Genomic DNA, 26,576 nt, shown 5'->3' on the forward strand with positions numbered 1-26,576 from the left:
TTTTTATTTTCCCTTGAAAACATACTATGCCCAAACACCCAACATACGTTCTTTTATTGTAACGGAAAGACTGTAAAAAAGAAAATAAAAAAAGCTACCAAATGGTAGCTTTTTTTATTTTAGAAGTGTTTAGAAACTAATTCTACTAACGCTTCTTTCGGTTTGTAACCTAACGCTTGATCAACTACTTTACCGTCTTTTAATACGAAAAGAGCTGGAATGCTCATTACTTCGAATTGACGAGCAGTTTCTTGGTTTTCATCAACGTCTACTTTTACTACTTTTACTTTTTCGCCTAGTTCTGCATCAATTTCCTCTAATACAGGAGCGATCATTTTACAAGGTCCACACCAAGGTGCCCAGAAATCTAATAATACAACACCTTCGCTAGTTTCTGCTGCGAAGCTTTGGTCATTTGCGTTTACAATTGCCATTTTATTTCCTCCTTCAAGTATATTCTACCAAGAGTATATCATTAACTTATATACGTGGCGAATAATATGTATCGTTATGTATTGTAACAAAAAAATGTTCCTTTATACTATATAAAAATACGGATTAAATACTAAAAAGATGAGAGACAGGGGATCTCTCACCTTTTTCTATATATAGGGGTACTTCACTTGGAACTCAAGGGTACTTAAATCATGAATGTACTTTTAACTTTTTAAACTCTTCTGTTAAAAGAGGTACAACTTCGAATAAGTCACCGACAATACCATAGTCAGCTACTTTAAAGATACTTGCTTCTGGATCTTTATTAATCGCAACGATTATTTTTGAGTTAGACATACCTGCTAAATGCTGAATCGCACCAGAAATACCACATGCAATGTATAAGTCTGGCGTAACAACTTTACCAGTTTGACCAATTTGTAATGAGTAATCACAGTATTCAGCGTCACAAGCACCACGAGATGCCCCAACAGCGCCGCCTAGTACGTCTGCTAACTCTTTTAATGGCTTAAAGCCTTCTTCACTCTTCACACCACGTCCGCCAGCGATAATAACTTTTGCTTCAGAAAGATCCACACCTTCTGCTGTTTTACGGACAACATCTTGAATGATTGTACGTAAATCTTTCACATCAACTGTAATAGAAGATACGTCACCGCTGCGAGACTCATCTTTTTCCAGAGTTGCAATATTATTTGGACGCACTGTCGCAAATAAGATGCCGTCTGTTACAATCTTCTTCTCGAATGCTTTACCAGAGTAAATTGGACGAGTGAAGATAACATTTCCACCTTCAACCTCTAAAGCAGTTACGTCAGAAACTAAACCAGCTTCAAGCTTCGCTGCTAATTTTGGTGATAAATCTTTACCAAGTGCTGTATGTCCAAAAACGATACCTTCTGGATTTTCTTCAGCATGTACAGCTAAAAACGCTTGTGCATAACCATCAGATGTATATGATTTTAATTTATCATTTTCAACTGTCACAACGCGATCTGCACCGTAATGAATCAATTCATTTGCAAAAGAGGCAACGCTGTCTCCAATTAGAAGACCTACTACTTCACCGCCTTCTGCAATTGTTTTTGCTGCTGCTACCGCTTCAAAAGAAACGTTACGTAGCGATCCATCACGAACTTCACCCATTACTAATACTTTACGAGCCATAGATTTTCCCTCCTGCATATATAATTTCGTATTTTATTAGATTACTTTCGCTTCTGTATGGAGCAACGATACAAGTTCTTTTACTTGATCTTGCAGCTCGCCTTGTAACACTTTTCCTGCATCTTTCTTAGGAGGCAAATAGATTTCAATTGTTTTTGTCTTTGCTTCCACATCATCTTCTTCTAAATCTAAATCATCTAATTCTAATTCTTCTAGCGGCTTTTTCTTCGCTTTCATAATACCTGGAAGCGATGGATAACGCGGTTCATTTAAACCTTGCTGTGCTGTTACTAAAACTGGTAATGAAGTTGCAATCACTTCTGTATCACCTTCAACATCACGCTCAATCTTCACATTTGTACCGTCAATTTCAAGTTTTGTAATTGTCGTTACATATGGAATATTTAACGCTTCAGCTACGCGTGGCCCTACTTGTCCAGATGCACCATCAATTGCAACGTTTCCGCCTAAAATTAAATCTGCATCTTTATCTTTTAAATACTCAGCAAGTACTTTTGCTGTCGTGAACTGGTCACCATTTTCTACATCATCTTCAATATTAATTAATACCGCTTTATCACAGCCCATTGCTAATGCAGTACGAAGTTCTTTCTCACTATCTTCGCCACCGACTGTTACAACTGTAACTTCTCCACCTTGTGCGTCTCTTACTTGAATTGCTTCTTCAATTGCATATTCATCGTAAGGGTTGATGATGAATTCCGCTTCGCCATCGTAAATTGCACCGTTTTTAATTACGATTTTTTCTTCTGTATCAAATGTTCGTTTCATGAGTACGTAGATGTTCATTCCATTTACCCCCTTGTTTTTCAGAAAGATTCTATCAATTTTAATTTTCTGTTAATTTATATTAAAAAAATAATTGAACTACCTGCCACTAAATGAAGGTTTACGCTTTTCTAAAAATGCGGCTACACCTTCTCTTCCATCTTCACTCGTAAATACTTCACCAAAAATTTGTGATTCACGTTGTACACCTTCATAGTAATGAGACGATTTTGTCGTTTGCAATAACTCTAGTACAGCACGAGTTGTTGCTGGACTTTTTCCAGCAATTTGTTTTGCAACTTTAAGCGTATCATCTAAAAGAGATTCTTCAGAGAACAATCCGTTAACAAGTCCCCACTTTAATGCTTCTGCACCAGTAATTGGTGTACTTGTTAACATCATTTCACAAGCTTTCGCTTTCCCAACATAACGTGGTAAGCGCTGTGTACCTGCAAAGCCAGGAATTAATCCAAGTGTTAATTCAGGTAAACCAAGTTTTGCACTTTCAGTTGCAAAGCGCATGTGGCAAGACATAGCAAACTCAAGGCCGCCGCCCAGTGCCGCTCCATGAATTGCCGCAATAACTGGTTTTGAACATTTTTCAACACGCTCAAACGTAACTTGTCCAAGCTGTGCTAATTCTGTTGCTTGCTTCGCTTCAGTAACAGATGTAAATTCTTTAATATCTGCTCCTGCTGAGAAGAAACGTCCTTCACCGTGAATAACAACAACACGAATGTTATCATCCTTTTCCACTTGATCAATTAATTCAGTAACGTCATGCATAACTTGTGAAGACATCGCATTCGCTGGTGCGTGATTTAACGTCGCCACCGCGATATGATCTTCAACTCTTACAGATAGGAATTTCAACATGATCCCTCCCATTATTGACGATAACCACAAGCTGCAATAAGTAGCCCGTGTACCGTTTTTGAAAGTGCGACCAGATCATACTTATGATCGCTCATTACCCAATTGGTCACAACTTCATCTACTGTTCCAAAGATCATTTGTCTTGCCACGCGAACATTTAAATCTGCTTGAAATTCACCTTGTTTTATACCAGTCTCTAAAATCTCATCCATAACTTGTAAGTAGCCTTTTAATACTTCATTTATTTTAAGGCGCAAGTCTTGATTGGACTGCCTTAGCTCTAATTGCGTAACGATAGCAAGCGGATCATTTTGCGACAACAGCAAGAAGTGCGTTTCTACCAACATGAATAACTTCGATACAGCGCTTTCAATTCCTGCTGTTTTTTGACGAATTGTTTCGACAAATTCTCCCATCTTCTCTTGGAATAAGGATATTAATATATCTTCTTTATTTTTAAAATATAAATAAATCGTGCCATCAGCTACCCCAGCTTGCTTTGCGATTTTAGAAACTTGCGCTTGGTGGTACCCATTCTCCGCAATCACAATGACTGCCGCATCAATAATTTGATTGTATTTCGGTCTATTTTTCTTCACTTTACTGTCCCCTTCAAGAAGATGACTGAATGAATAGTCATTCATATTCTTATAATACTGACTATTTAGAAAAGTGTCAATCCTATTTTTTCAAAAAGAAAGGGCCTTAGCCCGTTTGCTCATCCTCATTCTTTCTCTTCTCTTCATCTATTAGAACACGGCGTAAAATTTTCCCTACTGTCGTTTTTGGCAATTCATCTCTAAACTCATATACTTTCGGCACTTTATAAGCCGCTAAATATTTACGTGCAAACTGATTTAATTCTTCCTCAGAGCACTCCGTACCTTCTTTTAACACAACAAATGCTTTAACCGTCTCTCCTCGGTACGGATCTGGAACTCCAATTGTCACTACTTCTTGCACTTTTTCATGCTCATATAATACTTCTTCAACTTCACGAGGATACACATTAAATCCACTCGCGACAATCATATCTTTCTTGCGATCTTTTACATAGAAGAATCCATCTTCATCCATGTAGCCAACATCACCTGTATGGAGCCAGCCATCTTGCAATACAGCCGCTGTTTCCTCTGGCTTATTCCAATATCCTTTCATAATTTGAGGGCCTTTCACTACAATTTCACCTATTTCTCCTGGCGGTAATGCCTCACCAGTTTCAAGCGACATAATGATTGCTTCTGTATCTGGCCACGGAACTCCGATGCTACCTGGCACTCGCTTTTCCCATAAAAAATTACTATGTGTAACCGGAGAGGATTCTGTTAAACCATATCCCTCTACTAGTTTACCACCTGTAACTTTTTCGAACTTTTCCTGTACTTCTACTGGCAGTGGTGCTGATCCACTAATACAAGCACGAATAGAAGAAATATCGTATTCTTTTAAAAGCGGACTATTTAAAAGAGCGATATAAATAGTTGGTGCCCCTGGAAACAATGTCACTTTATGCTTCTTAATCGCTTCAAAAACCATTTTCATATCAAACTTTGGAATAAGGACCATTTTGTATCCTTGCATAATACTTAAATTCATAACAGCTGTCATACCATAAACATGGAAAAATGGAAGAACCCCAAGAACGACTTCTTCTCCTTCTTTGCAATTATATAACCATTGAACTCCCATTAACGTGTTAGAGACGAGGTTTTTATGCGTTAACATAACTCCTTTCGGAAATCCGGTTGTTCCTCCTGTGTACTGTAAAAGAGCTAGATCATTTTCAGGATCACAAGGCACCTCAACATTCGTATTCACTTCTTTTTCTACTGAATTCCAAAGATGAATCGTTTCACTCTCTGATACTTTCACAACTAAATTCGACTGTTTTTTCTGCACAAATGGATACAATAGATTTTTAGGGAATGGTAAAAAGTCTGCAATACGAGTTACGATAATATGCTCAATTTTTGTAGCAGATTGAACATTCGTTACTCTTGGAAACACTAAATCGAGACAAAGAATTACTTTTGCTCCCGAGTCATGAAGCTGATATTCTAATTCCCTTTCTGTATACAGTGGATTGGTTTGTACTACGATACCTCCCGCAAGTAATGTACCGTAATAACCAATTACAGCTTGCGGACAATTCGGCAACATAATAGCAACTCGATCACCCTTTTCCACACCGAGCTTTTGAAGATAATTTGCAAACCGCTTCACCTTATCATGGAAGTCCGAAAACGTAATATCCTTCCCTAAAAAGTGAAGCGCTTTCTTTTCTGGGTAGCGAGAAGCCATCTGTTCTACATATCTATGAAGCGGCTGAATATCATAAGAAACCGTACTCGGAATTTCCTCTGGATAACTTTTCAACCATGGTTTTTCCACCTTCATTCCCCCTTCAAATACATAAAAAATAAATGAATGTTCATTCATGATGGTTATTTTCATTATATTATAGTCACCATAGCGTTACAATCATAATATTCTGACTTTTATATAACTATGCTTTACTTCATTAACTTCTTATTATATGTAGAAACTCTCTTAATCTTAAAAGAGTAAGAGAGTTATGGCTTAGCTCAATCTTATTATCGTTAACACTGCTCCTGGGGTAGTTGTTGATAATGTTGCGACAGCTAACAAACCAAATAATTGTAAACTAATAGCATCTCCTGCTGCAAGAGTTGTAATAATTGTTGCACTAAATGATGTGGTTGCTACCGCAGGAGAATTTATCGTCCCAGCAAGTGCCCCTCCATTAATTGTAATCCGTGAACTGACTAATAATGAAGCCGTTATATTAATTGTATATGAAATATAATAATTACCAGCATTTGCAACCGTAAATACTGTGTTTCCACCAGAAACAGTAATTCCTGGACCGATGTTTTGATTATTTGGAAGCGGGACATTCGTTCCACCAAGAACTACCGATATCGCTGTTCCCGACGTATTATTTGCAAATGCATATGTCGCCGTGATACTTGTACCTGTAGCCCCGGTTGAACCCGTTGAGCCCGTCGCTCCTGTTGCTCCTGTCGGACCTGTTGAACCCGTCGTTCCCGTTGGACCGGTTGAGCCTGTTGCTCCCGTTGGGCCTGTCACTCCTGTTGAACCCGTCGCTCCCGTCGCTCCCGTTGCCCCGGTTGAACCTGTTGCTCCCGTCGGACCCGTTGCTCCTGTTATTCCTGTCGCTCCCGTTGGACCCGTTGAACCTGTCGCTCCCGTTGCCCCTGTTGAACCTGTTGCTCCCGTTGGACCCGTTGCTCCTGTTATTCCTGTGTTGGACCTGTTGAACCCGTTGCCCCCGTTGCCCCTGTTGATCCTGTCGCTCCTGTTGGGCCTGTTAGAACCGTTGCCCTAGTTACTTCGCTCCTGTTGGACCCGTTGCCCCTGTTATTCCTGTCGCTCCCGTTGGGCCTGTTGCTCCTGTTATTCCTGTCGCTCCCGTTGGACCTGTGTCGCCTGTTACTCCTGTCGCCCCCATTGGGCCTGTGCCACCTGTTGCTCCTGTTGCTCCCGTCGGACCGGTTGGACCAACCTTAGGAACTGTCCCATCGCAACTAAAACAGCATGAATCAACATGTACACCATTTTGATTATTACACCCACAATATCCATTTACGTTATTGCTCCATGAAGACATGTTGATCACTTCCTTTACATTCGATCTTTTTAGCGCAATCACCGACTTAAAAAACACCTATCTAAATAACAAAGAAATACTTTGCCTAGTTGGGGATAAAACACAGATTTCCTCCATACATTCTAGTAATTATTACATGCGATTCACTCTCCTTTTGCTTGTACTTTCGCCTTATCTCCACAGACTATTAACAATACACATTACACTATCGTACACAGCCACTTTCCCATTTAAACTTTCCACATTCGCCAATATTTTTAGTAAAGAGGCTTATTCTTCATAAATAGCGACTATAATATATAAAAATCCGTATAGTTCGTTATTTTTCGTCAAAATTTTAAAAATATATTGACACTTAAAATATCCTCATAGTATGATTTGGGTGTTGTAATTGATAACCATTTTCACTTATGGTACTAGTTACAAAAAACACTTAATTTGGGGGCAGAAGATGAAGAAAATTCTCAGTATTTTCATAGTAGTTCTTCTATTCGCTGTTGGATGCGGACAGCAAAAAGAGGAGAAAAAAGAAACAAAAGCGGACAATAAAAATCAAGCTCTAACAATTAAACACGCTGAAGGGGAAACGAAGTTAGATAAACCAGCAAAAAAAGTAGTTGTACTTGAGTGGGTATATTCTGAAGACTTATTAGCACTTGGTGTTCAGCCAGTAGGGATGGCAGACATTAAGAATTATAATAAATGGGTAAATACAAAAACAAAACCGAGTAAAGATGTTGTAGATGTAGGGACACGTCAACAACCAAACTTAGAAGAAATTAGCCGTTTAAAACCAGACTTAATTATTACAGCTTCATTCCGTGGTAAAGCAATTAAAAATGAATTAGAGCAAATTGCACCAACAGTTATGTTTGATCCATCAACAAGCAATAACGATCACTTTGCTGAAATGACAGAAACATTTAAACAAATTGCAAAAGCAGTTGGAAAAGAAGAAGAAGGTAAAAAAGTATTAGCTGATATGGATAAAGCATTCGCTGATGCAAAAGCAAAAATTGAGAAAGCAGACTTAAAAGATAAAAACATCGCAATGGCACAAGCATTTACTGCTAAAAACGTACCAACATTCCGTATCTTAACTGACAATTCTTTAGCTTTACAAGTTACAAAAAAATTAGGTCTAACAAATACTTTTGAAGCAGGAAAATCTGAGCCAGATGGTTTTAAACAAACAACTGTAGAATCATTACAAAGTGTACAAGATTCAAACTTCATTTACATTGTAGCGGATGAAGATAACATTTTTGACACGCAACTAAAAGGCAACCCTGCTTGGGAAGAATTAAAGTTCAAAAAAGAAAACAAAATGTATAAATTAAAAGGCGACACTTGGATTTTCGGTGGTCCTGAGTCTGCAACATCTTTAGCAACACAAGTAGCAGATGTAATGACAGCGAAGAAGTGATTACACAATGAATAGCTTACAACATACACTTCGAGCAAGTCTTGTATTCGGAGGAGGAGCAGCTCTCTTGCTCCTCCTTTTCTTTATTCATATCGGACAAGGTCAAGCAAACATTTCCTATAGTATGATTATTGATGCTCTTATCTCACCGAACCAATCACTAGAACATCAAACTTTAATTATGCTTCGATTACCTAGAGCTGTAATTGCCATTTTAGCTGGAGGCGCTCTTGCTGCATCAGGGGTTATTTTACAAACGTTAACGAAAAATCCACTTGCTGAATCCAGTACAATGGGTATTCACTCTGGCGCATATTTCTTTCTAGTAGCGGCTACAATTTTCTTACCGAAAGATTTACAAATTAATTCTCTTCTGTTCACATTTATCGGCGGTGCTATTACTGCTTTATTTGTATACCGTATTTCTGGTGGAAAAAAGGGAACCCCACTTAGAATGGCATTAGCTGGTATGGTCGTTACATTAATGCTCTCTGCCTTTACCGGAACGATGCAGCTTTTCTATGAAAATGAAACAGCTGGTTTATTTTTATGGGGAGCTGGCTCTCTTATTCAAAATAACTGGGATGGCGTTCAATTTGCTTTTCCATTTATCATTATTTCTTTCCTAGTTTTACTATTTATGTCTCGTAAACTCAACATTCTCTTACTTGGTGATGATGTTGCTATTTCTCTTGGTGAAAAAACAGCAGTAACACGTCTTATCGCCTTCATTGCTGCAATCTTTTTAACAGCAGTAATTGTTACTGTTGTTGGACCAATTGGCTTTGTCGGCTTAGTTGCACCTCATTTAATGCGCCTTATCGGATACCGTCAACACTTTACTCTTCTTCTCTCTTCTTTCTTATGGGGGGCAGTATTATTGCTTGGAGCAGATGTTGTCGGTAGATTAATAGATCCAACCGGTGCAGAACTTCCTGTTGGGGCAGTCACAGCAATGATTGGATCTCCTTGGCTTATTTACTTAGTGTATCGAATGATGAAATCGAAACAATATATGAATGATAACGGTGCGAATGCAGCTGGAGCTAGTTCCCGCTATTACTCTTATAAAAAGGTAATCATTATATCTATCACACTTTGTATTGTGACGATTGCTCTTGGTGTTACAATCGGTAGTAACGCTTATATCGAAAGCATTACTAATGTTATATCAGGTCAATTAACACAATTTGACAAAAATATGATGATGAATCTTCGTTTACCAAGAATGCTCGTTGCTGCTATTGCTGGCGCATGCCTTGCAATAAGTGGGCTTGTTTTCCAAAGTATATTACGAAACCCACTTGCCGATCCTTCTATTATTGGTATTTCATCGGGAGCTGGTGTCGGTGCTTTAACGATTATGTATGTCTTTCCTGCACTTCCTGGTTTCTTCCTACCAATTGGTGCATTTATTGGCGGACTACTTGCAGTTGGAATTGTCCTCTTCTTCTCTTGGAAATCAGGATTTAGTCCAACAGCTCTCGCTTTAATAGGGATTGGTATTTCTGCGCTTGGCTCAGCAATTATTCAAATCTTTATCGTTAGAGCCAATTTGAATGTTGCCGCTGCTTTAACATGGTTATCTGGCAGTACGTATGCAAGAGGGTGGAATCACTTAGAAAATATCATTCTATATCCATCTCTAATTCTTGTATTCATTATCTTTTTCTTAATAAAACAACTTGACGTTCTCGTACTGGGAGACGATTTAGCAACTGGACTTGGGCAACCAGTAAATAAAACACGTCTTGCTCTAATTGTGCTAGCGACACTACTTGCGTCAGTAAATATCGCTGCTGTCGGTACAATTGCCTTTTTAGGCCTTGTCGCACCTCACTTAGCAAGAATTGTTGTTGGTATGAACCATCAAAGACTATTCGTTTGCTCAGCACTGTTTGGAGCAATTCTTCTTTCCATTGCTGACTTACTCGGCCGAACAATTGCATATCCGAAAGAAATTCCTTCTGGTCTTGTCGTCGCTGTACTTGGAGCACCTTATTTCTTATGGTTGATGAGGAAGAGTGGGAAGAAAGTTAATTAAAAAGGAGGCTTCTTGTTAGAAGCCTCCTTTTTATATACTAAATAAAGTGAAACTTTAATTAGTGGGGGGGTTCTTCATCCCCACTGATTATTAACCCAAACCAATTGGGCTTTTATGAGCAGTGGATCTCCCACCTAACTTCTTTGCTCCAGCCGAATCTTGAGGTGGGAATTTTACTGCAGGTGAATAGCGGGATAAATTACTCTGATCTCACTAATTTCACAGATTCAGTACTCCCCATAAACTCATGATATACAGTTAATGTGTTCTCCTCAATTTTCAAATCAGCCTTATGCTTTATTTCCCCCACTAAAAATACAAGCTCTACAGAAATAATCCCTTGGTCCACACTTAATATTCGAAAGTCTCCTATAGTAGTCCCTTTCCCAAAAATATTATGTTCCATAAATTCTCCGCCTGTTTTCTCACTATTAATAGATTCTATTTCCAACCCAACTGGCCTGTCTGTACTTTCTGATGACATCCAAGACCCCTTTAACTTTCCAATATCAGCCTCTTTTTTCTTTTCATTTTTTAACTCTTCCTCTTTTTTCTTAACTTCTGCTTGTTGAGTTAGTAAGCCATCTATTTGCTTATTCAGCTCTTCGGCCCGTTGATTTTCCGAAATAAATTGTTGATTTTGGCCAGTATCGTTAACAATTTTATTTACTATCCCTTTAGCCTCTTCATACTTTTTATCATTCTTTAACTTCTCTGCCTTTTCCAATTGACCTATATATTGACCTTTTAACTCTTTATGCTCTATGAGCGAATCTTTTTGTTCTTTCGCTTGACTTTGAAGGATTGCGGAACCATCTTTCATCTTTTCTACTTCTTGAAACAAACCTATTGCTTGTTCTATATTTCCACTCGATTTCTCTTTTATCGAACTTATCATCTTAGTAGTTTGGTCTTTTAATACCTTTGCTTCTTTATCATCCTTTTTCTCTTCTAATGCTAGCTCAAATGATGCTACTGCCGTGTCATATTCTTTACTCGCTAACGCCAATTTCCCTTGATCCATTGCTTTTTTATAGGTTTCATTGCTACATCCTACCATTAAAAATAAAATTATGATTCCTAAAATCAATCTTTTCATAATATCCCCCTGAATTAATATAATTCTATATACACTCAATAGTATCATAAAATTTATATATAAAATTTTAAATACCATTATTAAAACATAAAGGGAACTTGTCATTTCTTCTCGAACTTAATCTATGAACATAAGTAGAGGGGGATAACAATAATGTACCAAACAATTGAAGGCTTCTTGCAATCATGGACATACGAAGCAGAGTCTACTCAGAAAATGCTTGATTCATTAACCGATGCATCTTTATCACAAGAAATTGCACCTGGACATTGGACGTTAGGAAGAGTCGCTTGGCATATCGTGACGGCAATTCCTGTTATACTATCTGGCACAGGGCTAAAGTTTGAAGGAGAAACGAAAGATTATCCTGTCCCAACTTCTGCAAAAACAATTGCAGATGAGTACCGTAAAGTGAATGCGGCTTTTGTTGAAGCACTTCAAAGTAAATGGACTAATAAAGATTTAGCAACTATTAATGACTTCTTTGGTCGCCCTATGCCGAATTCTATATTTTTAATGACACTTATTAATCATCAAAATCATCACCGCGGGCAAATGACGGTTTTAATGCGACAAGCCGGCTTAACAGTTCCTGGCGTATATGGCCCCGCAAAAGAAGAATGGGCTGCGGCTGGAATGGAAGCTCCTAAAATGTAACGACAAAAAAGACAAGGTGTTTACACATCTTGTCTTTTTCTGTAACTTGTTTCATGTGAAACTATTTTTTCTAAATGGTTGTTTTATGGAATATATAGGTTAAAATGAATACATATTACGAAGAGGGGTAACCAAATTGAATACAAAAAATAAAAAAATAGCTATGGGAACTATTTTACTAACTTCTATTATTGGAGTTATTAGTGTATCTCTTTATTTCACCTATTATGGTACCCCTTGGGGAAAACAAACAGCAATTACGGAATCAAAAGAGTATATTACAAAATATTTTAATCTAGATGCAGAAGTCAAAAACACTTCTTACGATGCTAAAATGAATAGCTATGCAATCGCCTTTGAAACAAATAAAGACGGAGAGTTTACTATCGAATATAAAAGTCCTAATAACTTTAATATTTCTCCAGAAGTACAAGCGTATTTAAGCAAACACTCCAAATTTACAGAGTAGTAACGAAGCATACATATACAAAAAAGGAGTTAGTATAACACCAACTCCTTTTACGTATTCTTATCATACTGCTATATCTTCCTTCTCTATATTTTTAATGCCGTAATACGCAATCACAACTCCAATTGCTGCGAGTGCTAATTGAAGGGGAAGAAAAGTTGCTGTAGAAAACTCTGGGTTGCCATTCATTGCAATTGTGACAACGATAAGAGATGAAACAATTGTAGTTGGCACGGAGCGTTTACGCATTCCGAAATATAATGGGATTAAACTCATCCCCGCAGTTGCAATGGCTAAAGGAACTAGTTTTATTCCTTCTTGCATCAATTGATCTACTGTAAATGAATTAGGAAGAATTGAAAAATAGCTATCTATACCAAAGAAAACTCCTACTACTAAAATGTTAGATACAATAACTGTTATAAATGTTACTATCGCTGTAATAGCCAACTTACTAGCCATCATTTTCTTCCGATTAATAGGGTAAGAAAACATAAGTAGTATTGTTTTATTTTTATATTCACCAATTATTAGCCTTGCGATTAATACACTACCAAAAACAATAAACGTTGCTCTTACTATTGTGCTAGCCATTAACAATATCGTCTCTGGATTCCTTATTTCTGCATCACCTTCTACTTGAGCAATGATGCTCACAAAGATCATTAATGCCAGTATAACAATATTTGCAATAATTGCTCTCTTCACGTACCAACCAAGCTTAAACTTTTTCAATTCTAGCTTCATTAAATGTAGCATGATAGTGTCCTCCTTCCTCCTAAGATTTAATCAATATAAATGACTCCTGTTTCACTTAAAATCTTCGCTTCATTTTTTACATCACCAATCGTTCCTACTTTTATTTTTTCTGTATTTTTATCTTTCTTAAGTCCTTTTAAATCCACTATTACGTCAGCCGAATTACTTTTAGCCATAAGCTTCAATGATGCCGGGACACCTTTATACCGTACGCCAATATCCCCTGATTTTGTTTCTATAAATAATGATTTTCCTTCTGTCATACCTTTCAGCAATACTTCCCCAAATGTTGAAGTGATGTTCATATTTGAGTTACTTACATTTGTTATATAGTTATCACCAGTCGTAGACTTTATATTTAATTCTTGTACTGAACTATCTTTTACAACTAACTCTCCACTTTGCGATATGAATTCACCTTTCTCGGCTGATAGTCCTACAATCATTCCATCCCCAGATTTGCCTTTCGTCACGATACTTTTTACTACTATATCTCTTATTTTCACATCACCTGATTTATTATTTAATACAATTTTATCTATTTCTTTCTTCGGAATAGCTATACATATACTATTCTTCTTCCTAAACGTAAAACCATTAAAAAATTTGTTCGCCTCTTGTTTTTGCTTAACCATAATTTTATTTTCATCATTTTCTATTTTGACGGGATCTATCTCTTTATCTGCTTGTTCACCTTGAGCGGAAATTATTATTTTATTAGCGTCTGTACTTTTAAATTCAAGATTCCAGTTTTCATTGTCTACTTCTATTTCTTTTATATTATTTATCTCAAAAGACTTTTCTTTCTTAAAATCTTTCCCCTGAAATATCTTAAAACCAAAAACCGCACTAGCAATTGTAATGAATAATATTGCAATTACTATTATTTTTTTCACTATTCATACCCCAGTTCGTTTTCGTTTTAAGCTTGCTTCACGCCACATCGATCTTGTCGATTTTACGAAACGATAGATAACTAATGAAAATTCCTAATAAACAGAGCACGATTGGGATAGCTATAAAATCAAACATACTTACTTGACCGTTTCCAGGACCATAGTTACCACTAATCAGCAAGCCAATTATTACTGCTGAAGTAATCGTTGTCGGTGTCGATTTCTTTCTCATTCCAAAAAATAAAGGAATTAAACTTATACCAGATATCATAAATGCACTTATAATAGTACCTGGAACCATAGCTATTATTTCACCTATCGTAGCAGGTGTTTCAATCAGTCCCATCATTGGACTCACAAAATATACGAGCAAGCTAATAATGAAAGTCGCGATAATCGTGCTCACAAAACAAAAACAGAAAACAATTGTTAATTTCGCACTCATTAGCATTTTCCTTTGTAGCGGATACATAAATGATAGTTGTATCGTTTTGTTCTTATACTCATCAATTACTAAACGTGATAAAATGACTGAACTAAAAATAATGAATGTTATCCTAATAAAAATATTTACTAAAGCCATGTTCTGTGTGAAGTCAAAGAAGAGCACGTCTCCCTCGGCTTTCATTCCCCATGCCATAAGGCTTACTGCAGCGAAAATTGCTATAATACAAATTGCTACACTTTTAAAGTAACTAGATAATTGATGTTTCTTCCATTCGAGCTTCATTAATTTAAACATATAAACCACGCCTCCATTCTTTATATACCTGTCTCTACGCTGCTAACATTCTAATTCCAGCAGTAACGAAGCTTAACATTCCTATCACTAGTAGGATTAACAACCATTTCCGCTCTGGTTTTCTATAATATAAAATTCCACTTACTAGCATTACGATAAATCCACTTACCAGGTTCAGCCACAGTCCATTAAGCATGAATGCCCTCTCCATCCATTACATTTAAGAAATATTCTTCTAAGGAACTATGTTTCTTATTAATACTTTCAATTTCCACATCGTTCATAATAAGTGCTTTGGAAATGGCTTGCTGTGTCACCGCCACTTCATAAACCCGAATCATGTTTCCACTCATTATTTTGTAGTTTTTTATACCAAGTTTATCTTCTAAAATATAAGCTGCACGCTTCACATCAGGAACAGTAATTTCAATGTACTCTGTTTGTTTTCCGTTAATACTCTTCATTGAAACTTCTTTTATTAGTTTTCCATTTTGAATGACACCAATTGTATCCGCCATTAATTCCATCTCACCTAAAATATGGCTAGAAACTAATAATGTAATGCCATATTCTTTGCAGAGCATTTTAAATAAGTCTCTTAATTCTTTAATACCAATTGGATCTAAACCGTTAATGGGTTCATCTAAAATGAGTAATTCTGGCTTTGTTACGATTGCCCTTGCAATACCGAGTCGTTGTTTCATTCCTAATGAAAAATCTTTTACTTTTTTATTATCTATACCTTGCAGCTTCACTAAATGTAAAGCATGGTCAATTTCATTTTTATCGTAATAGCCCATATATTCACAATGTAATTCTAAGTTTTCTTTCGCCGTTAATTTATCATAAAAGATTGGATATTCAATAATCGTCCCCATTCTCTTTAATACTTCATAAGATGTATCTGTTAACTTCTCACCGAAAATTTCAATCTCACCGCTCGTCGGTTTTATTAAATTTGTAATCATTTTCATAATCGTTGTTTTACCAGCACCGTTTGGTCCTAAAAAACCGTAAATTTCTCCTTTTTTCACATGCATGTTAACACCGGAAATAACTTCTTTCCCTTTAAACACTTTCGTTAACTGATTTGTTTTTAATATATATGTCATGTTACTTTCCCCTTTCGCAATACTCTATATTTCTATAATAGACAACGGAAATCTCTTTTTTCTTACCCGTTTCTTACAAATTCCTTACGCTGAAAAAAAGCTTGTAGAATCTACTGCTCTACAAGCTAAAACTGTATCTTTGTTAATACAATTGTAAAAATTGTTTTTTCATACGGTTTACTAGAAAGATGGATTTTTCCATCCATCGCTTCCACCAGTCTTTTCGTAATCGTTAACCCTAAACCGCTTCCTTGGTACAATCTATTTCTCGAATCTTCAAGTGTGTACATACGCTCAAACACTTTATCAATATGAGATTCATCAATCCCTTTTCCTGTATCCCATACGTCTATATACACATTCGTTTCATCATCTCTTAACGTCATACCCAGTATCTTTCCATCGTCTCCATATGTAATTGCATTTGATATTAAATTGTTCAATACCCTACCTAATACTTCTACATTTCCAAGTGCATATATATTTCTTTCTGGTATATCAATATGAACTTGAAACCCTTTCGCCGTCACTAAATCATAAAAAGATAAAATCTTCTCACGACAAACTTCATTCATATTTACTTTTGTCATTTCAATTGCTTTGTCACCAGATTCTAATTTTGCCAAGTCAAAAAACTTATGAATTAACTCCATCACTTCTAGTGTTTTCGTATGCACTTTTTCAAGTAATATTTGTTGTTCTTCTTTATTTATCGTTTTATCCTTATTTAACATTTCTGTATATCCAAGAATAACTGTTAGTGGTGTTTTCAAGTCATGCGAAATATTTGAAAGCATTTTTCTCATCGAAATTTCTACTTTTGCATGATCTGCATTCGTTTTCTGTTTTGCATCTAATAATTGATTAATTGCCACTAATAATTTTTGCAATTCTAGATCATCTGTCATAACGAGTAACGTCTCGCCTGTTTTGTCATTTACAATACTTTCTAACTTTTCATATGTGTATCGTAAATTTTTACTACTATTTTTTCTCATTTTATATTGTATGTAAATGACACATAACAATATAAAAATAATACTTATTAACAAATTGACCATATTACATCACTTCCAACTTATAGCCGATACCCCATAACGTTTTAATATATTCTGGATTAGATGGATCACTTTCGATTTTCTCACGCAACCTTCTCATATGAACATTAATAACGTTATCGTCACCGTAATACTCTTCGTTCCAAATTAGTGTATATATTTGTGCTTTTGTAAATACACGATTTTGATTTTTTACAAACAATTTTAGAATCTCAAATTCTTTTAAAGTAAGTTTGAGAGGCTTCCCGTTTTTTTCCACAGTAAAATTAATTGGATCAATCGTTAAATCACCAATTTGAATCATCTTTTCTGTTGTTTCTGTAGCCGAATATTTCGTAGATCTTCGAATACCTGCCTTTACACGTGCAGCTAATTCAATCATAGAAAATGGCTTACAAATGTAATCATCTGCTCCAAGTCCTAATCCAACAGCTTTATCAACATCTGTATCTTTTGCCGACATCATTAAAATCGGAACAGCACTTTTTTCTCGAATGATTCGTACAACCTCTAAGCCATCTAGCTTCGGCATCATAATGTCGAGGATAATCAAATCAAATGAACCTTTTAAATATGTGTTCACGCCTTCTTCTCCATCAGACGCAATTGTTACTTGAAAGCCCTCTTTTATCAAATACTTTTCCACCATCTCTTGAATTGAGAGATCATCTTCAACTAATAAAATATGATGTGACATATGTCTATCCCCTTTTTACAAACGTTAACAACTCAATTGTATCGTAACTACTACAGACTTGAAACAAATATATGAATTTTCAAACCAACTTCCCTTCCTTCCTTAACAATGATATGATGAAATTCACTACGATTGTTCATAATTAACTTTATATAAAGGAGACTTATCATGTCAGAAAACAAAAAAGTAAGCTTAGCTGATTTAATGCGCGAACAACTTGCTAAGAAAAAGCAAGGAAATGGAAATGGTCAAAATGCAAAAAATCAAAGCCAAGAAACGAAAAAATTACAAAACCAACAAACAAAGAAAACAAACAACCAACGTAGACGTACAGGTGTGTAAATGAACGGACAAAAACGTTCTAATATCGCGCCCGGTCTTGAAGTTGATATTGTATTAAAACAAGATCAACGAACAGGCAAATTAACACGTGGAATTGTAAAAGATATTTTAACAAACTCCCCTTCCCATCCGCATGGCATTAAAGTGCGATTGCAGGACGGACAAGTCGGTAGAGTACAAAATATCGTTCAATAAGAAAAGGAGCTCAAGTAAACTCGAGCTCCTTTTCTTTATTAACCTTTAATTTTCTCGATGAAAACTACTTTTAAGTAGTCTCCTTCTTTAAATTGATCAATGGTACGGAAATCTTCTGGTAAAGAATGTTCTTCTAATATTTTATATTTGCCATTCATTTCTTTAAAGGCTGTATCGATAAAGCCTTTAAACTTTTTCATATCGAATGCGCTACAATTTGTAGAAGCAACGATAATACCGTTATTTTCTGTAATAGCAATTGTTTCTTTTAATAAATTTTTATAATCTTTTGCTGCACTAAATGTATATTTTTTTGAGCGGGCGAAGCTTGGAGGATCAAGTACGACCATATCAAATTTCATCTTTTTCTTAGCTGCATATTTGAAGTAAAGAAATACATCTTCTACAATAATATCTTGTGCTTCATAATCAACTTCATTTACACTAAACTGCTCAATCGTTTTACTTAAACTACGATTTGCAAGGTCAACACTCGTCGTTTTACTTGCTCCGCCAAGCGCTGCAAATACAGAGAAAGCACCTGTATAAGAGAACATATTTAACACTGTTCTTCCCTTTGCATATTTATCACGAATTTGTTTTCGAACGTTACGTTGATCTAAAAATACACCAACCATTGCCCCATCATTTAAATAAACCGCAAAGTTCACACCGTTCTCTTTTACGATAAGTGGGAACTCGCCGCGCTCTCCTGCTACGAAATCATCACCCTCAATATATTTCCCTTTCGTATCAAAACGCTTTTTCTCATAAATACCTTTAAAGTTTGCTACTTTTTGAAGAGCGGCTATAATCTCATCTCTGAAAGTGTAAATCCCTTCACTATACCAACTTACTACGTAGTAGCCATCATAATAATCGATAATTAGTCCTCCAAGACCATCACCTTCACCATTCACCACACGGAATGCTGTCGTATCACTTGATTTATAAAATTGCTTTCGTTTATGTAGGGCAGATTTGATTTTACTTTCAAAGAAAGATTGATTAATTTGTTCACTCTCTTTTCTCGTTAAAATCCAGCCGTATCCTTTATTTTGCTTTCCATAATAACCTTTTCCGACAAAGTTGTTCTTCTCATCTACTACTTTGATGATTGTTCCTTCTTCACGAACATCATTTAAATTTTGAATCGCATCTTTTAAAATAAGCGGATATCCACTTTTAATTTCTTTTATAAATTTCGGTTTTATTTTTACAGTTACTTCTAATCGCATATAATAACTTCCTTTCCATTTGCATGCTTTCTCTACAGGAAGCATTTGAAAAACGAGACTGAAAAAACAGCCTCGTTTCACTATACCATATTATTGCTTTGCTAGTACAACTAGCTCATTCTCGCACTTAACCGCCACATATTTACTATGTTTTGAAATGAAAATCTCACTGTCCAAAATAATAGAAAAAAACTTATATATTTCACATTTACCATTGACAATGATAATGATTTTCATTATCATTTGATGTATATGAGTTCTTGAAAATATAGCTACATTTATAGGAGGAATAAACATGATTATTGTTACAAATACAGCTAAAATTACAAAGGGAAATGGGCATAAATTAATTGAGCGTTTTAATAAAGTAGGTAAAGTTGAAACGATGCCAGGCTTTTTAGGTCTAGAAGTTCTTTTAACACAAAATACAGTTGATTATGATGAAGTAACAATTAGCACTCGTTGGAATGCAAAAGAAGATTTCCAAGGTTGGACAAAGAGCGCTGCATTTAAAGATGCTCACTCACATCAAGGCGGAATGCCAGAATATATTCTTGATAATAAAATTGCTTACTATGATGTAAAAGTTGTACGTATGCCAATGGCTGCAGCACAGTAAGAACAGTCCTTTTTTAAAGTATAGAATATGAGAAGCGTTATCTATCACTTCTCATATTCTATACTTTTTTCTTTAATTTCTTTTTACTAATTTTGCGTGTACAACTAGCCTTCCAGCCTCTGGATCAAGAGCATAATCACAAGTAGAAAGTGTTACGATTTCATCATTAGCCGTCAATTCCGTATCCGTTTTGTACAGTGATTTTTCTTGAATTTCCTTTAAGAACGATGCATATGCCGCATCATTTCCAAAATCCGTTTCAATGTAATAAAAGTCCGTTGTTGTCGTGTATACTGAAAAAACTTCAACGTCGTATCCTTCAAATAATGTATCGTAATATAATTTACGATGAGACATAAAAAAGTCTTCATCCAACATTTTTTTTAAACTACCAAACATAGAACCATCTTTCATACGATGGCCATATAAAATCGTATTTCGATTTTGAGATTTCACATCATTACGATGGTCCATAAAAATGCTTCCCGCTCTCATATCTTCACCTTTATAATTACGAAATAAATAGTAATCATTATCTTTTGCTTGAACGATTGGATAATTAATTTGTGTATCATCCATCGTAATCCATCCGACTATCTCTGGATTAATTTTCTGGAGATCCTGAAACTGTTTACGTACCTCTCCATTTTCTGATTTTTCTTCCATTGGACTTCTTTTATAAATATGTTGTGCCTCAGCCATTACTTTACGATTTTCATAATAATCCATGAAAATCCCGCCCAACTCATACATTGAATAGAAAAAGATTCCTAAAAACACAATTGTAAGTATGCGTTGAAAAAAAGAATTCTTTTTCCGTCCTTTCTTACTATTCAAATTATCACCTCAAAACGGATTATGCTCAGCCTTTAGATTCCCATAGGTACCATGTACAATCCGGTATCTTCATCCTGCTTTACAATGACATCTACACCATATATTGCTTTAACCATTTCTTCTGTTATTACATCATTAGGAATACCTTTCGTAATGATTTCTCCATCTTTCATAACGATAATATGGTCGCTATAACGAATGGCTTGATTAATATCATGTAATACCATTACAATCGTTAGTCCATGCACTTCATTTAACTCTTTCACTAACTCTAATATTTCTAACTGATAGTAAATATCTAAATATGTGGTCGGCTCATCTAAGAAGAGCATTGGTGTATTTTGAGCTAATGTCATCGCGATCCAAACTCGCTGCCTCTCTCCACCAGATAAAGCATAAATTGGCTTATCACGCTTACTTTGTAAATTCGTACATACTAGTGCACGCTCAATCGCTTCTCTATCTTCATCTGTTTGCGGAGAGAATATATTTTTATATGGCATACGCCCGAAGCTTATTAGCTTTTCCACTGTAATATCTGCTGGAGCCTCATTTTGTTGATGGACAACTGCTAGCTTTCTAGCAAACTCTTTCGGTTTATATTCACCAATCGCTTTCCCATCAAGTATTACTTCTCCACTGCTAGGAGCGTGGTTTCTAGACATGACACTAAGTAATGTTGATTTCCCACATCCATTCGGTCCAATGATTGTTGTAATTTTCCCAATTTCTATTTCACTACTAACAGACTTTAAACGATTTGTTACGTTATCGTATGAAAAGGTTACATTTTTAATTTCCATGAACTTTATCACTCTTTCTAAGCAAAAATATTAAGAATGGACCACCAATAACCGCCATAATTGTTGCTGCTGGAATTTCGTTAGGTGGCACAATTAACCTTCCAATTGTATCTGCCGTCAAAATTAATAACGCCCCTGCAAGCGCAGAAAATGGAATTAATACTTTATGGTCTGAACCGACTAATTGTCTTGAAATATGCGGAACTAGTAATCCTACAAAAGCAATAACACCTGCAATCGCTGTTGATACTGCCGCTAAGAGTACTGCAATGGCAGAAATAATAAGACGAACTCTCGTCACGTGCAAGCCTAAGTTTTTCGCAGTCTTATCTTGTAGCGATAATAAGTTACACCAAGCTCCTACGAACAGAGCAAGAATAAGACCAATCGTTCCATAAGTCACCATTATTTCTACATCGCCCCACGTCTTCATTGTTATATTAGAAGTCGTCGTTTGCTTAATACTCTTAATAAAATACCCACAAATCGTAACGAATGATTCATTTAATCCAGTAAACATTGCATTAATGGCAATACCAATTAAAATAATGCGAAGCGGGCTTAATCCTGATTTCCATGAAAACGAATAAACGAGATAACATGCAAGCGCACCACCTAAAAAGGCGAATACGGGTGTCCAGAAAAAGAATTGCGGAAACAACGTAATAATAACGAGTGTCATAAAACTTGCTCCTGAAGATATACCGATTACCCCAGCATCGGCGAGTGGATTTTTCATAACAGCTTGAAAAAGCACACCTGAAACAGCGAGAGCCGCTCCAGTGAACAACGCAATAATAATACGCGGGAAACGTAAATCTTTAATGACTTCAACATCTTCATTTCCACCTGTAAATATCCCTTGTACGAGTTCAACAATACCTACTTCTAAACTCCCTTTCATCGCTGACAATGATGTCATAACAATAAGCAATGCAGTAACAATGAGGAAACTCCAAGTTTTTTTATTCATTCTACTCTTCCTTTATATTAAAATGCATCACGGATACATCATTTTTTTCAATTCATCTAACGCTTCAATTGCTGCTAAATTGCCTGTCGTTCCAAATAAACGCTCTTCTAAATCGTAAACACGGTTATTTTTAACCGCAGCAAAGTGTTTCCAAATATCATTTGTTTTAAATTCTTTATCAAACATTTTTACAACTTCATCAGGCATACCATGAGCTGCTCGTAAAATAATATCTGGATCAGCTTTCTTTAAATACTCTGTATTAGAAGCTAAATATTCTACTTGTTCACCTTGCACAATATTTTTACCACCTAGTTGTTTCACTAAATCTCCAATATAAGAATGCTCTGTTGCTACTAAATAACTTCCCGGCACACCTAATAAAATAAGTACTGTCGGTTCTTTCTTTCCTTTTACTTCTTTTTGAATGCTAGCAACCTTTTTATCTAATTTAGTTACTACTGCTTCGGCCTGTTTTTCACGCCCATATTTCTTACCTAAATGGCTAATAGAACTTTGCATATTTTTCAAACTCGTTAAATCTAAAAAGTTTGCTTTCATACCCACACCATCAAAAACTGGCTTTAATTCATATTCAAGTGTTGTCACAGATAACACTTCTGAAGGCTTTAATGACTTTACCTTTTCCATATCTGGACTCATTGGATTCCCAACTTCAGGTAAACCTTTATATCGCTTCGGTAAAGTTTTAGAGCTTGTTGGAACGCCAACTAAATCTACTTCTAACGCATCCATAATTTCAGTAACAGCCACTGTTGTTGCAACAACGCGCTCTTTACTCTCACTCTTTACCTGCTTTGCTGTTTCTTTTTTTGGTGATGAGCACCCAGCTATACTCATTAACAAAATGATAGCCATTAGTACACTTGCAATTTTCTTCACTCTCAATCACCACTCCTTTCCATACAATATGAAACAAGTCTTGATGCACGCGAATATGCATCAAGACTCCAAAAATTACAATCTACCTGCTCTATATTTACGAACTAGTAAAGCAAGTGAACCTAGCAGTAACACCATATATAAACCAAGTTGTGCTGTATCTGCAGTTTTTGAGTTTTTCTCTTTTTTCGAATCATTTTTTGTATCTTCTTTTTTCTTCTGACCATCTGCATTTCGGTTAAAATCAGGAGTACCTACTGTTTTTACATTATCTACTTTCGGTGTAGTCACTGGATTTTTCGGTTCATTTTTCGGTTCCTCTTTAAGAGTTCCTAACGCGCCGATATTATTTGTATCAAATTGAATTTGCACATCGTAGAAATGATGGTAGTTCATCTCATCGATGTCTACCTTTACTTTTGCGTTTAATTTTTTAAATAGATCTTCTACTTCAAACTGTACTACTCGCGTATTTACATTTTTATCTTCGCTTACTACTTTCGCATCAGCGAATAGTTCATTGTTTTCCGTTTGGAATTTCGTAATCCACGCACTATTTTTCAGCGTCATCTCAATATATTTTTTACCATCTTTTACGATTAATTTCGCTGGATTTACAACATAGTCATTCATCTTTGAAATCTCATCTGTTTTATCTTTTAATACTTTAAATGTAATATCATATTGGCCATCTACTAAATTTTTCGGATCAACTATTACTTTCGGGTTATTATTTCCACCTTGGTTGTTGTTTCCGCCTTGGTTGTTGTTTCCGCCTTGGTTGTCGTTTCCGCCTTGGTTCCCTAAGGCTTTAATACTGTCTTGATCAAATACAAATTGAACATCATAAAAATGGTGATAATTCATTGAATCAATATCTACTTTTACTTTTGCATTTAATTTTTTAGACAAATCGTTTACTTCTACTTCTACTACTCTTGTATTTTGTTCTTTATTTTCACTTAACACTTTTGCATTAACGAAAGAACCATTTTTCTCAAATTCAAATTTCGTAATCCATGTACTATTTGTTAATGTAAACGATACGTATTTCTTACCATCTTTTACTTTTAATACACCTGGGCTTTTTGTGTATGTGTTCATCATTGAGATTTCATCTGTTTGATCTTTTAACACTTTAAAGCCAATTCTGTATTCACCATCTTTAAGAGCTTTTGGATCAATTGTTGTGTTATTATCTTGGTTATCATTTCCACCTTGGTTGTTGTTTTCACCTTGGTTGTTGTTTCCACCTTGGTTGTTGTTTCCACCTTGGTTGTCGTTTCCGCCTTGGTTGTTGTTTCCGCCTTGGCTATCTAACGGCTTAATGCTACCTTTATCAAATGCAAATTGAATATCGTAAAAATGGTGATAATTCATTGAATCGATATCTACTTTTACTTTTGCATTTAACTTTTTTGATAAATCTGATACTTCTACTTCCACTACGCGTGTATCAGCTTTTTTATCTTCACTTATTACATGTGCATCAACAAACGAACCATTTTTCTCAAATTCATATTTTGTAATCCAAGAACTGTTCGTTAACGTAAATGATACATACTTCTTACCATCTTTTACTTTTAGCACACCTGGACTTTTTGTATATGTGTTCATCATTGAAATTTCGTCTGTTTGATCTTTTAATGCTTTGAAATTGATGCTGTATTCACCATCTTTAATTGTTTCAGCATCTGGTTTTTTATTTTCATCTGGTTTTTCTGCTTCCGGTTTTTCTGCTTCCGGTTTTTCTGCTTCCGGTTTTTCTACTTCTGGTTTTTTCTCTTCATTTTTAATTTGTTCAAGTTTATCTTGTTCAAATAAAAGTTGTACATCATGCATTTGCTTATAATTTCTTGATGCCATTTCGATAAATACTTTTGTATTTAGTTTTTTAGATAAATCGTTTACTTCAAACTCTACTACTCTTGTATCTTTTTCCTTATCCTCACTCACTACTTTTGCATCAACAAATGCGCCATCTTTTTCCGTTTGGAAATTTTTAATTAATGAGCTACTTTTTAGTGTTACAATTGCTTTTTTCTTACCGTTTTCTACTTTTAATACTCCTGGATTTACCATGTAACTATTCATCTTAGATTCTTCATCTGTTTGATCTTTTAACACTTTAAATGGAATGCTGTACGCACCATCTGTAATTGTGTTAGAATTTGGTTGTTGATCTGGGTCAGGCTTTTGGTCGGGCTTCTGACCTGGATCGGTAGTTTCATTTGGATCTGGCTTATTAGCTGGGTCCTCTTTTTCATTTGGTTTTTCTACATGAATTGGTGTAATGCTATTTTGATCAAATGCAATACGAACGTCGTACTCATGATGATAATTTAAAAAATCAATATCTACTTTTACTTTTGCATTTAATACCTTCTCTACATCTTCTACATCAAATTCTACTACTCTTGTATCTTTTTCTTTATCTTCACTAATTACATTTGTCGCAACTAGCTTACCTGCTTTTTCTGTTTCAAATTTCGTAATCCATGAACTATTTGTTAATGTAAAGGATACTTTCTTTTTCCCATCCTTCACTTTTAAAGTTCCCGGACTTACTGAATATTGATTCATCATCGATTCTTCATCTGATGTATCTTTTAAAACTTTGAAGCCAATTGAATATTCACCGTCAGCCAACTTGGTAGCTGCTTGAACTGCAAGTGGTTGTAATGTTGATACGAATGTAAATATCATTAAAAACATAGCAACAATAATTTTTGTATACCTGTTCAATGGAACGACTCTCCCTTTTGAA

General features: G+C 35.6%; 27 protein-coding genes and 1 pseudogene. 7 read left to right on the forward strand and 21 right to left on the reverse strand.

The genetic code is table 11. The features are described from left to right. Positions 1-119: 119 nt before the first annotated feature. The 7 genes and pseudogenes from trxA to DN401_RS06075 all read right to left on the reverse strand — a co-directional run bounded on the left by trxA (position 120) and on the right by DN401_RS06075 (position 6,940). The gene (gene trxA / locus DN401_RS06045; protein ID WP_001018943.1) at positions 120-434 is read right to left on the reverse strand and encodes a thioredoxin; all 315 of its coding nucleotides are present in this window, start codon (positions 432-434) and stop codon (positions 120-122) included. A gap of 211 nt (positions 435-645) precedes the next feature. Next, positions 646-1,623 (reverse strand): electron transfer flavoprotein subunit alpha, encoded by a 978-nt coding sequence (etfA, locus tag DN401_RS06050; RefSeq protein ID WP_000101945.1) that lies wholly within the window; start codon positions 1,621-1,623, stop codon positions 646-648. A gap of 36 nt (positions 1,624-1,659) precedes the next feature. Continuing rightward, complete coding sequence (gene etfB, locus DN401_RS06055; RefSeq protein WP_001029028.1) at positions 1,660-2,433, reverse strand: electron transfer flavoprotein subunit beta; 774 nt, start codon at positions 2,431-2,433, stop codon at positions 1,660-1,662. Between the two features lie 78 nt (positions 2,434-2,511). Then, positions 2,512-3,288, reverse strand: coding sequence for an enoyl-CoA hydratase (locus tag DN401_RS06060; protein ID WP_000911292.1), 777 nt, complete (start codon positions 3,286-3,288; stop codon positions 2,512-2,514). A gap of 11 nt (positions 3,289-3,299) precedes the next feature. Next, positions 3,300-3,887: a TetR/AcrR family transcriptional regulator gene (locus tag DN401_RS06065; RefSeq protein ID WP_000742223.1), complete on the reverse strand. Its 588-nt coding sequence runs from the start codon at positions 3,885-3,887 to the stop codon at positions 3,300-3,302. 106 nt (positions 3,888-3,993) lie between these two features. Continuing rightward, positions 3,994-5,679, reverse strand: coding sequence for a long-chain-fatty-acid--CoA ligase (locus DN401_RS06070; RefSeq protein ID WP_000414746.1), 1,686 nt, complete (start codon positions 5,677-5,679; stop codon positions 3,994-3,996). Between the two features lie 189 nt (positions 5,680-5,868). Next, a pseudogene (locus tag DN401_RS06075) lies at positions 5,869-6,940 on the reverse strand (BclA C-terminal domain-containing protein). Positions 6,941-7,391: 451 nt separating this feature from the next. On the opposite strand from DN401_RS06075, the gene DN401_RS06080 reads away from it, so the two are divergent. Further along, positions 7,392-8,366 (forward strand): ABC transporter substrate-binding protein, encoded by a 975-nt coding sequence (locus DN401_RS06080; RefSeq protein WP_000722826.1) that lies wholly within the window; start codon positions 7,392-7,394, stop codon positions 8,364-8,366. 7 nt (positions 8,367-8,373) lie between these two features. Beyond that, the gene (gene fhuB, locus DN401_RS06085; RefSeq protein WP_001087088.1) at positions 8,374-10,410 is read left to right on the forward strand and encodes a Fe(3+)-hydroxamate ABC transporter permease FhuB; all 2,037 of its coding nucleotides are present in this window, start codon (positions 8,374-8,376) and stop codon (positions 10,408-10,410) included. 199 nt (positions 10,411-10,609) lie between these two features. Here the strand turns inward: fhuB and DN401_RS06090 are convergent, their stop codons facing one another. Continuing rightward, entirely contained in the window at positions 10,610-11,509 is a 900-nt protein-coding gene (locus DN401_RS06090) for a tetratricopeptide repeat protein (RefSeq protein WP_000825580.1), read from the reverse strand. A 153-nt stretch (positions 11,510-11,662) separates the two neighbouring features. Between DN401_RS06090 and DN401_RS06095 the strand changes: the two genes are divergently transcribed. Together DN401_RS06095 and DN401_RS06100 are read left to right on the forward strand one after the other, a co-directional pair. Further along, complete coding sequence (locus tag DN401_RS06095; protein WP_000284980.1) at positions 11,663-12,166, forward strand: DinB family protein; 504 nt, start codon at positions 11,663-11,665, stop codon at positions 12,164-12,166. Between the two features lie 136 nt (positions 12,167-12,302). Continuing rightward, complete coding sequence (locus DN401_RS06100; protein WP_001093296.1) at positions 12,303-12,635, forward strand: YfjL-like protein; 333 nt, start codon at positions 12,303-12,305, stop codon at positions 12,633-12,635. A gap of 63 nt (positions 12,636-12,698) precedes the next feature. Here DN401_RS06100 and DN401_RS06105 read toward each other — a convergent pair whose 3' ends face one another. From DN401_RS06105 to DN401_RS06130, 7 genes are all read right to left on the reverse strand, one after another. Next, positions 12,699-13,394: an ABC transporter permease gene (locus DN401_RS06105; protein WP_000902926.1), complete on the reverse strand. Its 696-nt coding sequence runs from the start codon at positions 13,392-13,394 to the stop codon at positions 12,699-12,701. A gap of 26 nt (positions 13,395-13,420) precedes the next feature. Next, positions 13,421-14,290 carry a DUF4097 family beta strand repeat-containing protein gene (locus tag DN401_RS06110; RefSeq protein WP_088322125.1) on the reverse strand — a complete coding sequence of 290 codons (870 nt, stop codon included), beginning with the start codon at positions 14,288-14,290 and terminating at the stop codon, positions 13,421-13,423. Between the two features lie 37 nt (positions 14,291-14,327). Next, a complete protein-coding gene (locus tag DN401_RS06115) occupies positions 14,328-15,032 on the reverse strand; it encodes an ABC transporter permease (RefSeq protein WP_000475552.1) in 705 nt (234 codons plus the stop codon). Between the two features lie 34 nt (positions 15,033-15,066). Next, positions 15,067-15,228: a hypothetical protein gene (locus DN401_RS29735; RefSeq protein WP_000931817.1), complete on the reverse strand. Its 162-nt coding sequence runs from the start codon at positions 15,226-15,228 to the stop codon at positions 15,067-15,069. Then, positions 15,221-16,144 carry an ABC transporter ATP-binding protein gene (locus DN401_RS06120; protein ID WP_000221069.1) on the reverse strand — a complete coding sequence of 308 codons (924 nt, stop codon included), beginning with the start codon at positions 16,142-16,144 and terminating at the stop codon, positions 15,221-15,223. Before DN401_RS06120 ends, DN401_RS29735 begins: the two co-directional genes overlap by 8 nt. Positions 16,145-16,269: 125 nt before the next feature. Next, a complete protein-coding gene (locus DN401_RS06125; RefSeq protein ID WP_000247686.1) occupies positions 16,270-17,205 on the reverse strand; it encodes a HAMP domain-containing histidine kinase in 936 nt (311 codons plus the stop codon). 1 nt (position 17,206) lies between these two features. Next, complete coding sequence (locus DN401_RS06130) at positions 17,207-17,899, reverse strand: response regulator transcription factor (protein WP_000018056.1); 693 nt, start codon at positions 17,897-17,899, stop codon at positions 17,207-17,209. 168 nt (positions 17,900-18,067) lie between these two features. On the opposite strand from DN401_RS06130, the gene DN401_RS29740 reads away from it, so the two are divergent. Together DN401_RS29740 and DN401_RS06135 are read left to right on the forward strand one after the other, a co-directional pair. Next, positions 18,068-18,241 (forward strand): hypothetical protein, encoded by a 174-nt coding sequence (locus DN401_RS29740; protein WP_001293578.1) that lies wholly within the window; start codon positions 18,068-18,070, stop codon positions 18,239-18,241. Then, complete coding sequence (locus tag DN401_RS06135) at positions 18,242-18,436, forward strand: YwbE family protein (protein WP_001014310.1); 195 nt, start codon at positions 18,242-18,244, stop codon at positions 18,434-18,436. A gap of 38 nt (positions 18,437-18,474) precedes the next feature. On the opposite strand, the gene DN401_RS06140 is transcribed toward DN401_RS06135, so the two are convergent. After that, a complete protein-coding gene (locus DN401_RS06140; RefSeq protein WP_001235507.1) occupies positions 18,475-19,674 on the reverse strand; it encodes a class I SAM-dependent rRNA methyltransferase in 1,200 nt (399 codons plus the stop codon). Positions 19,675-19,969: 295 nt separating this feature from the next. Here DN401_RS06140 and isdG point away from each other — a divergent pair, with 295 nt between their 5' ends. Further along, positions 19,970-20,293, forward strand: a complete 324-nt coding sequence (isdG, locus tag DN401_RS06145) for a heme oxygenase (protein ID WP_000587818.1) — start codon at positions 19,970-19,972, stop codon at positions 20,291-20,293. 72 nt (positions 20,294-20,365) lie between these two features. Here isdG and srtB read toward each other — a convergent pair whose 3' ends face one another. From srtB to DN401_RS06170, 5 genes are all read right to left on the reverse strand, one after another. Continuing rightward, entirely contained in the window at positions 20,366-21,130 is a 765-nt protein-coding gene (srtB, locus tag DN401_RS06150; RefSeq protein WP_001086126.1) for a class B sortase, read from the reverse strand. A gap of 32 nt (positions 21,131-21,162) precedes the next feature. Further along, on the reverse strand, positions 21,163-21,933 hold the full coding sequence (locus DN401_RS06155; protein WP_000403758.1) for an ABC transporter ATP-binding protein: 771 nt from the start codon (positions 21,931-21,933) through the stop codon (positions 21,163-21,165). Beyond that, a complete protein-coding gene (locus DN401_RS06160) occupies positions 21,923-22,906 on the reverse strand; it encodes a FecCD family ABC transporter permease (protein WP_001036848.1) in 984 nt (327 codons plus the stop codon). The genes DN401_RS06155 and DN401_RS06160 overlap by 11 nt, the downstream gene beginning before the upstream one ends. 27 nt (positions 22,907-22,933) lie before the next feature. Then, positions 22,934-23,815 carry a heme ABC transporter substrate-binding protein IsdE gene (gene isdE, locus DN401_RS06165; RefSeq protein WP_033685303.1) on the reverse strand — a complete coding sequence of 294 codons (882 nt, stop codon included), beginning with the start codon at positions 23,813-23,815 and terminating at the stop codon, positions 22,934-22,936. 69 nt (positions 23,816-23,884) lie between these two features. Next, on the reverse strand, positions 23,885-26,554 hold the full coding sequence (locus DN401_RS06170; protein ID WP_149287628.1) for an NEAT domain-containing protein: 2,670 nt from the start codon (positions 26,552-26,554) through the stop codon (positions 23,885-23,887). Positions 26,555-26,576: the final 22 nt, after the last annotated feature.

Origin of the sequence: Bacillus sp. BF2-3 (assembly GCF_008368795.1) — a bacterium.
Lineage (GTDB): Bacteria > Bacillota > Bacilli > Bacillales > Bacillaceae_G > Bacillus_A > Bacillus_A cereus.